This window comes from Shinella kummerowiae, assembly GCF_009827055.1.
GTDB lineage: Bacteria > Pseudomonadota > Alphaproteobacteria > Rhizobiales > Rhizobiaceae > Shinella > Shinella kummerowiae.
The window spans coordinates 1-9,033 of record NZ_WUMK01000024.1 but is presented as its reverse complement, the minus strand read 5'-3'; the positions used below and the strand labels follow the sequence as shown (position 1 = coordinate 9,033).

The 9,033-nt window shown below is 62.7% G+C and carries 12 protein-coding genes and 1 tRNA gene; 9 read left to right on the top strand and 4 right to left on the bottom strand.

Annotation, left to right across the window (positions count from 1 at the left end):
- Positions 1-509, top strand: a 509-nt coding sequence (locus GR138_RS29950; RefSeq protein ID WP_420853739.1) for a Mu transposase domain-containing protein, incomplete at its 5' end; no start/stop codon positions are given.
- Complete coding sequence (gene istB / locus GR138_RS29945) at positions 506-1,264, top strand: IS21-like element helper ATPase IstB (RefSeq protein ID WP_160862918.1); 759 nt, start codon at positions 506-508, stop codon at positions 1,262-1,264. The genes GR138_RS29950 and istB, both read left to right, overlap by 4 nt.
- A 543-nt stretch (positions 1,265-1,807) precedes the next feature.
- Here the strand turns inward: istB and GR138_RS29940 are convergent.
- Positions 1,808-1,892, bottom strand: a tRNA-Leu gene (locus GR138_RS29940).
- Between the two features lie 165 nt (positions 1,893-2,057).
- Here GR138_RS29940 and GR138_RS29935 point away from each other — a divergent pair.
- Positions 2,058-2,573 carry a disulfide bond formation protein B gene (locus GR138_RS29935; protein ID WP_420853740.1) on the top strand — a complete coding sequence of 172 codons (516 nt, stop codon included), beginning with the start codon at positions 2,058-2,060 and terminating at the stop codon, positions 2,571-2,573.
- 69 nt (positions 2,574-2,642) lie between these two features.
- Here the strand turns inward: GR138_RS29935 and GR138_RS29930 are convergent, their stop codons facing one another.
- The gene (locus tag GR138_RS29930) at positions 2,643-3,200 is read right to left on the bottom strand and encodes an HNH endonuclease (protein ID WP_069060808.1); all 558 of its coding nucleotides are present in this window, start codon (positions 3,198-3,200) and stop codon (positions 2,643-2,645) included.
- 104 nt (positions 3,201-3,304) lie between these two features.
- On the bottom strand, positions 3,305-3,961 hold the full coding sequence (locus GR138_RS29925) for a DNA-3-methyladenine glycosylase family protein (protein WP_160862916.1): 657 nt from the start codon (positions 3,959-3,961) through the stop codon (positions 3,305-3,307).
- Between the two features lie 104 nt (positions 3,962-4,065).
- Here GR138_RS29925 and gluQRS point away from each other — a divergent pair, with 104 nt between their 5' ends.
- Complete coding sequence (gene gluQRS / locus GR138_RS29920; protein WP_160862915.1) at positions 4,066-4,974, top strand: tRNA glutamyl-Q(34) synthetase GluQRS; 909 nt, start codon at positions 4,066-4,068, stop codon at positions 4,972-4,974.
- Here gluQRS and GR138_RS29915 read toward each other — a convergent pair.
- Positions 4,921-5,868, bottom strand: coding sequence for a YihY/virulence factor BrkB family protein (locus tag GR138_RS29915; RefSeq protein ID WP_160862914.1), 948 nt, complete (start codon positions 5,866-5,868; stop codon positions 4,921-4,923). The two genes, gluQRS and GR138_RS29915, sit on opposite strands and share 54 nt — an antisense overlap.
- Before the next feature lie 194 nt (positions 5,869-6,062).
- Between GR138_RS29915 and GR138_RS29910 the strand changes: the two genes are divergently transcribed.
- The 5 genes from GR138_RS29910 to GR138_RS29890 all read left to right on the top strand — a co-directional run.
- Entirely contained in the window at positions 6,063-6,911 is an 849-nt protein-coding gene (locus tag GR138_RS29910; protein ID WP_160862913.1) for an SDR family oxidoreductase, read from the top strand.
- Positions 6,912-7,012: 101 nt separating this feature from the next.
- Complete coding sequence (locus tag GR138_RS29905) at positions 7,013-7,210, top strand: twin transmembrane helix small protein (protein WP_069060812.1); 198 nt, start codon at positions 7,013-7,015, stop codon at positions 7,208-7,210.
- 7 nt (positions 7,211-7,217) lie between these two features.
- Positions 7,218-7,793: a cob(I)yrinic acid a,c-diamide adenosyltransferase gene (locus GR138_RS29900; protein ID WP_160862912.1), complete on the top strand. Its 576-nt coding sequence runs from the start codon at positions 7,218-7,220 to the stop codon at positions 7,791-7,793.
- Between the two features lie 34 nt (positions 7,794-7,827).
- Complete coding sequence (locus GR138_RS29895; protein WP_160862911.1) at positions 7,828-8,613, top strand: rhomboid family intramembrane serine protease; 786 nt, start codon at positions 7,828-7,830, stop codon at positions 8,611-8,613.
- A gap of 183 nt (positions 8,614-8,796) precedes the next feature.
- A partial coding sequence (locus GR138_RS29890) for an electron transfer flavoprotein subunit beta/FixA family protein (protein ID WP_420853738.1) occupies positions 8,797-9,033 on the top strand: 237 nt, incomplete at its 3' end.

Here is a 9,033-nt window from a genome sequence, read left to right as displayed (position 1 = left end):
ATGGCCATCAAGACGTCTGGGTCCGGGGCTATGTCGATCAGGTGGTGATCGGCTGCCGCGGCGAGATCATCGCTTGTCATCCGCGGTGCTGGGAACGGGAAGACGTCGTCTTCGACCCTGTCCATTACCTGCCGCTGATCGAGCAGAAGATCAATTCCCTGGATCAGGCGGCTCCATTGCAGGGCTGGGATCTGCCAGACGAGTTCGCGACGCTGCGCCGGCTGATGGAAGGCCGCATGGCCAAGCATGGGCGGCGAGAATACGTGCAGGTTCTGCGCCTGCTGGAAAGCTTCGACCTTGCCGATCTACATGCAGCGGTGAAGCAGGCGATACAGCTCGGCGCGATCGGCTTCGATGCGGTCAAGCATCTGATCCTGTGCCGGGTCGAGCGCCGGCCGCCGCGGTTGGACCTGGCGATCTATCCCTACCTGCCGAGGGCGACTGTCGAGAAGACGTCGGCAAAGGCGTATATGCGCCTTCTGTCGAATGATGCGGGAGAAGCGGCATGAGCACCGAAGCACCAGAGATCCTGCTCACCCATTATCTCAAGACCCTGAAGCTGCCGACCTTCCAGCGCGAGCACCAGAAGCTGGCCCGGTTATGTGCCAGCGAAGGCGTCGATCATCTCGGATACCTGTTCCGGCTTGCCGAACGGGAGATGATCGAACGGGACCGCCGCAAGGTCGAACGTCGGATCAAGGCGGCTAAATTCCCCGTCGTAAAAAGCATCGACAGCTTCGAATTCACCGCCATTCCGAAGCTTAACAAGATGCAGGTGCTGGAACTGGCCCGATGCGAATGGATCGAGCGCCGGGAGAACGTCATTGCGCTGGGCCCGAGCGGCACGGGCAAGACGCATGTCGCGCTCGGCCTCGGCCTAGCCGCGTGCCAGAAGGGCCTGTCCGTCGGCTTCACCACGGCCGCCGCCCTGGTCAGCGAGATGATGGAGGCGCGCGACGAGCGGCGCCTGCTCCGGTTCCAGAAGCAGATGGCTGCCTACAAGCTGCTGATCATCGATGAGCTGGGCTTCGTGCCGCTATCAAAGACCGGCGCGGAACTGCTGTTCGAGCTGATCTCCCAGCGTTACGGGCGCAGCGCCACCTTGATCACCAGCAATCTGCCATTCGACGAATGGACCGAAACCCTGGGCTCCGAACGTCTGACAGGCGCGCTGCTCGATCGCATCACCCACCACGTCAATATCCTCGAAATGAATGGCGACAGCTATCGTCTCGCCCAGAGCCGCGCCAGAAAGATCGGCTGAAACGCTCCCTCAAAAATCGCCGCGCCGGCCTGAGACCCCCACTCGGGCTACGCCCTCCCGGCGGTCTCAGGCCGGCGCCACAGTGGCCGACTTTTGCTCCGCCCCGTGGCCGGTTTTTACTCCGCCGTTGACATGCACCATTGACGTTTTATCGCGCTGCTTATGATCTTCTCGTCAGATCGATGATTTACCTCGGCCAAGAGGAACGCGACTTGGAACTGGGTTACTTCGACGGGGCTCCGGAAAGGCAGTTGCGGAACGCGTTGAACGGCAATGAGAACGCCAAACAGTATCTGTTGGAGAACGGCTTTCCTGCCGTGCAGTTTGTCGGCCGAAATATCGGACCGGTTCCAGACCTTTCGGAACCCTATTGGGTTTCTGAACCAGTCGGATTTCGGATTTAGAGGATTTGGCGGTTTCAAGCCAGGAATACGGCTGAGGAAAGTTGTTACGGGACATCCGCCCCGTAAGACCGGCTCCGGGGAAATTCGTTTAGGGGCCGCACCACATATGGACTATCATGGCTAATGATGGAAAAGAAGATGGTGCCCCATGCCGGAATCGAACCAGCACTCCTTTCGGAACTCGATTTTGAGTCGAGCGCGTCTACCAGTTCCGCCAATGGGGCACGGCACTGCAGCCATCGCCGTTTACACGAAGCATTCGTGGGCGGCAACCGGCAAATCGGCGGCAAACGATCCTGATCACATATCCGTGCAGGTGATTTACAACGGCGAGCCACCTGATAGAACTCGGCGCCGTTCGCCGGCACCCCCGCCGGCCTGATTGGGCGATCCTGATGACGGCATTCCTCGACCTTTCCCGCAAGACATCCGCAGGCCTCCTTTCGCTCGGCATGGCGGCGACGGTGGGCGGCGCGCTCGCCTTCGAGCATGTCGGCGGCTATATTCCCTGTGCGCTCTGCCTGTTGCAGCGGGACCCCTATTACTACGGCATTCCGGTTGCGGTTGCGGCACTGGTTTCCGCCCTGTTCAGCGGCCCGGCCTGGCTGACGCGCCTGCTTTTGGCGATCGCCGGCGTCATGATGCTGGTCGGCGCGGGCATGGGCGTCTATCACGCGGGTGTCGAATGGGGGTTCTGGGAGGGGCCGGCGACCTGCGCAACCTCCGCCCAGGGCGTCACGCAGAATGCCGGCGACCTGCTGTCGGATCTCAACAGCAAACATGGACCCTCCTGCACGGAAGCGTCCTTCCGTTTCCTCGGCCTGTCCTTTGCCGGCTGGAATGTGATCGCAAGCCTTATCCTCGCCGCGATCGCCTTCAAGGGCGTGCGGTCCGCGAAAGCCTGAGATGCCGCAACCCTTGGCGTCACGCATGTCGTCGCCGCAAAAGTGCCCGGCACTTTTGCGTGACCTGCGTCAGGGCTGCAGTTCGACGTCCCAGTAGAGATAGTCCATCCAGCTTTCATGCAGATAGTTGGGTGGAAACAGTCGCCCGTTGTTGTGCAGATCCTGAACCGTCGGCTGGTAGGGCTTCTGATGCGGGAACATGCCCGCCTGCTTCGGCAGCTTGCTGCCTTTTCTCAAATTGCACGGGGAGCAGGCCGCGACCACATTGTGCCAGGTCGTCTCGCCGCCATGGGCGCGCGGGATGACATGGTCGAAGGTCAGGTCGTCGGGCGTCCCGCAGTACTGGCATTCGAACTTGTCGCGCAGGAACACGTTGAACCGGGTGAAGGCCGGGTGGCGTGAAGGCTGCACGTAGGACTTGAGGCACACGACGCTCGGCAGGCGCATCGTGAAGCTCGGGGAAGAGACCGAATGGTCGTATTCGGCGATGATGTTTACGCGATCAAGAAACACGGCCTTGATCGCGTCCTGCCAGGACCAAAGCGACAAGGGGTAATAACTCAGTGGCCGGTAGTCAGCATTCAAGACCAGAGCTGGCAGGGCCTGTGGTGAAACAGAAATCGTCAAGGGCTTCTCCTGATCGATTCGGCATCTGCCCTTCTATATTAGGCCCGTTGTTACAGCATTGTGAAGCCGGAAAGGAAAAGCGAAAACAACGTATTTCGCAAAGCTCACCCTTCGAGCACCGGCGCGACCTCGCGGCGCATCTCGCGGGCATAATAAGCCCAGAACAGCCGGGCTGAGACACCGCGCCAAGGCGACCAGCTTTCGGCGATCCGGTCGAGTTCCGGCGGGCTGGGGCGCATGGCGAGGCCGAGCGCATGGGCGACGGCATTTTGCAGCGCAATATCGCCGGAGGGGAAGATATCCGGGTGGCCGCCGCAGAACAGCAGGTAGACATCCGCCGTCCAGCGGCCGATGCCCTTGATGGCGGTGAGCTTGTGGGTCGCGGCCTTGGCTTCCATGTGACAGATCGCGTCGAGATCGAGTTCTCCGCGATCGACCGCCTCGGCTGCGCGGCGCAGCGTCTCCGCCTTGGCGCGCGACAAGCCGATCGCGCGGCAGGTCTCGTCGGACAAAGCGAGGATGTGATGGGGCGTGATGTCGCCGGATGCCTCTTCCAGCCGCCGCCAGATGGCATCGGCACTGGCGCGCGAGACCATCTGCGCGACAATGATGCCGGCAAGGCCGCGATAGCCCGGCGGCAGGCGCCGGAGCGGCACCGGGCCGGCCTTGTCGATGACGGTGAACAGGCGCGCATCGAGCAGCGCCAGGTCGACCAGACCTGCCGCGACATCCGCCTCCGAATGGATCATGTGTAATCGCATGGTGTCGAGCAGCCTCGATCCTTGTTCCGACAGTGGCTCTTCCGCGTCATTCTCAACGCGTGCCCTGTAGTGACGTGAGACGCTTCTTCGTGTCAGAAGACCTCATGCAAAGTCCTTTGTCAAAAAATCGTGTCTTTCGCTTTGCGCCGAGCCCGAATGGCCTGCTGCATCTCGGTCACGCGCTTTCGGCGATCCTCAACCATGACTTGGCGACGGCCTGTGGCGGACGGTTCCTGCTGCGCATCGAGGACATCGATCCCGCCCGGTCGCGACCCGAATTCGAGACGGCAATCCATCGCGATCTCGCCTGGCTTGGCCTGGATTGGGAAAAGCCGGTGCGGCGCCAGTCGGAGCACCTCGCCTTCTATGCCGAGGCGCTTGAGCGGTTGAAGGCGATGGGGCTGCTCTATCCGGGCTTTTTGAGCCGGGGCGAGGTGAAGGCGCGGGTCCAGGCGCATGAGGCGGCGGGCGGTGTCTGGCCGCGTGATCCGGATGGCGCGCCGCTTTATCCGACGGAAGAACGGGCGCTCGACCGGGCGCAGGCGAATGCCTGGATCGACGCGGGCCGGCAGCATGCCTGGCGGCTCGACATGGACAAGGCCCGCGCGCTGGCGCCGGCGGTTCTGGACTGGTCGGAGGCGGGCGAGGGGCCGGAGGGCGAGACGGGCATCGTGACGGCGCGGCCCGAACGCTGGGGAGACGTCATCCTCTCACGTCCCGATGCGCCGGCGAGCTACCACCTCGCGGTCGTGCTCGACGATGCGGCACAGGGCATCACCGATGTGGTGCGCGGGCAGGATCTTTTTCACGCGACGGCGGTGCATCGCCTGTTGCAAAGCCTGTTGGGGCTGCCGGCACCCAGCTACCGCCATCACGGGCTCGTGTCGGGGCCGGACGGCCGCAAGCTTTCGAAAAGCAACCAGGACACCGGGATTGCCGCCTACCGCGACAAGGGCGTTTCACCGACCGGCATTCGCGCCCTGCTCGCGGGCTATGGCTTCGTCTTCCATTGAATCGTCATCGGCTGGCGGCGGCTGTTTGCGCACGCCCCTCAGCCTGTCGAGAATCAGCCGTTTGACCCGATACTTCATCAGGGCCGCGTTGATCTCCGCGCCGAGGATGAAGATGACGCCGACGATGTAGAGGAAGACCAGGGCGATCATGATCGAGGCGAGGCCCGCATAGGTCGAGACGTAATTGGCGAAGGTCGCGAGGTAGGAGGCGAAGGTGTAGGCGCCGATGCCCCAGGCAAGCAATGTCAGCAGGATGCCCGGCAGCACGTCGGCGATCTTGCGCCGGCCGGCCGGCAGCCAGAGATGGGCGATCAGCAGGCCGACGAGCAGCACGAGGATGGTGCCGAACAGGCCCCAGCTTTCAGCCCAGGAGTAGACATAGTTCAGCCAGGGCAGCCAGTCGCCCGTTGCCCGCACGGCAAGCGGTGCGGCGACAAGTACGATGGAAATGACGGCGAGCGCCAGCACGCCGGCGATGACGAAGCCGAGGCTCGCCAGGCGCGTCACGTACCAGTAGCGCGTTTCAGCCACGCGGTAGGCGCGGTTGAGCGACACGCGCAGCGCCTCCACGCCGTTCGAGGCGAAATAGGCGGCGGCGAGCACGGAGACCGTCAACAGGCCGCCGCGCGGAATGGTGAGAACGGCCACCACCTCGCGGGAAATCGGCGCGGCGATCGATTCCGGCCAGGTGTCGAAGATCAGGTGCACGGCGGTTTCGGCGAACTGGTCGGCGCCGAGGAACGAGCCGAGTGCGGTGCCGAAGATCAGGAAGGGGAAGATCGCCAGCAGTGTCGAGAGCGCGACGTGGCTCGCCATCGCCCAGCCGTCGTCTTCGGAAAAGTGCCAGATCGCATCGAAGACGACCTTATAGGCAACGCGGATGGCGGTCGGCATCGGCAATGTCCAGTCCCTTTGCGACCGTTCTCGGCCGTCTCAACAATTGTCTGCCTGGGCATAACGTCTTAAACCGGATTCAGTTTAAGACGTTATGCCCAAATTCGAATTTCATGACACTGCGCTTCATGGACGATGCGCAATGCTGTCGTGGTGATATGGGAAACGGACACAGATTTGTACAGGAAACCGACATGCCGTCTTCAAATGCGACAAGCCCGCCCAGCATCATCGTCACCGGGTGCTCTTCGGGCATCGGGGCGCACTGCGCTCGCGCGCTGAAGGCGGAAGGCTGGCGGGTTTTTGCGACGGTTCGCCGGGAGGAGGACCGCGCAGGCCTCGAGGCCGATGGCATCGAGGCGCTGCTGATGGATTATACCAAGCCGGACACGATCGCAGCCCTCGTCGAGACGGTGCTGGCACGTACCGGCGGTCGACTCGACGCGCTCTTCAACAACGGAGCCTACGGACAGGCCGGTGCTGTCGAGGACCTGCCGGTCGACGTGCTGCGCCAGCAGTTCGAGACGAATGTCTTCGGCTGGCACGATCTGACACGGCGGGTGATCCCCACCATGCGCAGACAGGGTTCCGGCCGTATCGTGCAATGCTCGTCGATCCTCGGCATCGTGCCCTATCGCTGGCGTGGCGCCTACAATGCCTCGAAATTCGCCCTCGAGGCCCTGTCGCTGACAATGCGCATGGAGCTTGCCGGCTCCGGCGTGCATGTCAGCCTGATCGAGCCGGGGCCGATCGCCTCGCGTTTCACAGCCAATGCGCTGATCCATATCGAGCGCAATATCGATCTCGAAAACTCGGTGCATGCGGAGGAGTATCGCCGGCAGTTGCAGCGGCTGCGCGGCGAAGCCAAGCCGGCGCGCGGCAAGCTGGGGCCGGAGGCGGTGCATGCCGTGCTGCGTCATGCGCTGACGGCGAAGGCGCCGCGGCCGCACTATATCGTGACGATGCCGGCCAAGCAGGGCGCGCTGTTGAAGAAGCTGCTGCCGGCCGCCTTGTTCTATCGCATCATCGGCAGGCTTGGCTGACGCGGCGCGGCGTCGCAGGCGAATTCGCCCGAAAATGCGTGCTATTTGTCGTGAATGCCCTATGTGAATAGGGCTGACAGAAATCAAATCGGAACGTTGGCATGTCTTCCTTTCTCACCTTCATGACCCTGCTCGTCATGGGCCTCGTGGTGATCGTGCTCGTGCGCGGTCTCGTCAACATGGCCAAGGGCGGCAGCGGCAACACATCGAACAAGCTGATGCAGGCCCGCGTGCTCTTGCAGGCGGTCGCCATCGTCCTCATCATGCTGACGCTCTGGATCACCGGCGGCGGGCGCTGAGGGGACGATGGTCAAGCTCAACAAGATCTATACGCGCACGGGCGATGACGGCACGACCGGTCTCGTCGCGGGACCACGCCGCAAGAAACACGACCTGCGCGTCGAATCCTACGGCGAGGTCGACGAGGCGAATTCCTGCATCGGCCTCGTGCGCCAGCACCTTGCCGACCATCCCGCGCTCGATCAGATGCTGGTGCGCATCCAGAACGATCTTTTCGATCTCGGCGCCGATCTCGCAACGCCCGACACCGGCAAAAAACTCGACTACGAGCCGCTGCGCATCGTGCAGGCGCAGGTCGATCGCCTGGAGGTGGAAATCGACACGCTCAATGCCGATCTCGAGCCGCTGCGCTCCTTCGTGCTGCCGGGCGGCACGGAAGCGGCGGCGGCGCTGCATCTGGCGCGCACCGTTGCGCGCCGGGCCGAGCGGCGGATCGTTGCGCTTCAGGATAGCGAGGAGGCCGTCTCGGTCGCGGCGGTTGCCTATATCAACCGGCTGTCCGATTTTCTCTTCGTCGCGGCGCGCTGGGTAAACGACAAAGGCCGCGCGGACATATTGTGGGTTCCGGGTCAGAACAGATAAGCTCGTCTGCAGCAGGCCTTGGGGAAGGGGATCCATGTTCATACCGCTGCACGACGCAAATGCCCTGAAATACATCAAGGTGCAGTATGTCACGATCAGCCTGATCGTGATCAATGTCGTCGTCTGGCTGATCACGGGGCTTGCCTCCACCCAGGCCTTTTCCGATGCCACGGTGGTCGGCCTCGGCTATATTCCGGCGGTCGTCTTCGATTTTGCCGATCTGGAGCCGAGCCTCGTGCTGGTGCCGGAGGATGCGACCTACATCACCTATGCCTTCCTGCACGGCGACTTCATGCATCTCGCCTCGAACATGCTGTTCCTCTGGGTGTTCGGCGACAATGTCGAGGATGCACTCGGCCATCTCCGTTTTCTGCTGTTCTATCTCCTCTGCGCGGCGGCCGGCGCCCTCGTGCACGGTCTCGTGCAGCCGGATTCGGAAGCGCCGCTGATTGGCGCCTCCGGGGCGATTTCCGGGGTGGTGGCGGCCTATTTCCTGCTGCACCCGAAGGTGCGCGTCTGGGTTCTGGTGTTCTTCCGCATCCCGCTGCCGCTGCCGGCGGTCATCCCGCTCGCCTTCTGGATCGCGCAGCAATTCTACATGCTGGTGGTCGATGGCGACAGCGGGGTCTCCTGGGGCGCCCATGTCGGCGGGATCGTCGCCGGGGCCATCCTCGTGCTCGTACTGCGGCGGCGCGGCGTGCCGCTGTTCGACCGTACGATCGTCACGCCCAAGGCCGTCCGGCATGTCGAGGCGACGCCCGTTCCCGTCGAGGAGAGGTCGTCGGGTCCCTCCGTGCCTCCGACCCATTGGGGGCGGTGAGCATGTCGCATGTGGCAAATTGACGTGAACGTAAAGGTAATTTATAACCCCTTCGTTTTCACGTGGGGAGGGCCCGTGACACATTGTGTTTGGGGAAAAAACGCGTATCGATGTCGCCAACCGACAATCAGGGCGCCCTTGAAAGGCGCATTTTCCCTCGCGGGCATATGAAGGAAGGAAGCCATGAAGATCTTGGTCCCTGTAAAGCGGGTCGTTGATTACAACGTCAAAATTCGCGTGAAGTCTGACGGTTCGGGCGTCGAGCTTGCGAATGTGAAGATGTCGATGAACCCGTTCGACGAGATTTCGGTCGAGGAAGCGTTGCGGCTGAAGGAGGCCGGCAAGGCGGAGGAAGTGGTCGTGGTATCGATCGGCCCTGCGAAGGCTGAAGAGACGCTGCGCACGGCGCTCGCCATGGGT